1 protein-coding gene is annotated in these 555 nt (G+C 45.0%); it reads right to left on the bottom strand.

Going from position 1 to position 555, the window contains the following annotated elements:
* Positions 1-118: 118 nt before the first annotated feature.
* On the bottom strand, positions 119-555 hold a 437-nt coding region (locus AB5935_RS27080), incomplete at its 5' end, for a phosphoribosylformylglycinamidine synthase subunit PurQ (RefSeq protein ID WP_368327985.1).

Raw genomic sequence — 555 nt, 5'->3', positions numbered from 1 at the left:
TATTGTTTGTTTTCGGAATTTTGTTATCTGTAAAGGGACTTTCGCTAAAACGAAAAGTTGTGTAAAACAAGAGGCTGGCACTTTAAAATGTACCAGCCTCTGTAAATATAGGAATGATTTATTTCATTTTAGCTTCCACCCATTTGCGAGCGTTGACAAACGCTTCTATCCATGGAGTAACCTGATCGCTGTTCTTGCGGTCTGCCGGATAACAACCGTTTTGCCATGGGAAGATGGCACGTTCCAAGTGGGGCATCATCGCCAAATGACGTCCGTCTGCACTGGCAAGTCCTGCGATGGAGTAGTCTGAACCGTTTGGGTTGCCCGGGTACTCATCGTAGCTGTATTTCGCCACTACATTGTATTTGTCTTCATCGTATGGCAGTGAGAACTTACCTTCTCCGTGTGCTACCCAGATACCCAATTTACTTCCGCTTAGTGAACCGAACATCACACTGCGGTTTGTCGGGATAGTCAGGCCGACGAAAGTAGACTCGAATTTATGGGAGTCATTGTGTAGCATCTTGCCTTTTTCCTTATGTTCAGGGTTGATTA

The sequence above is a fragment of the Phocaeicola sp. RTP21198st1_B8_RTP21198_201120 genome (assembly GCF_040929485.1).
Taxonomy (GTDB): Bacteria; Bacteroidota; Bacteroidia; order Bacteroidales; family Bacteroidaceae; genus Phocaeicola; species Phocaeicola dorei.
Note: the sequence above shows the minus strand (reverse complement) of the source record. Positions and strands in the feature narration are given on the sequence as shown.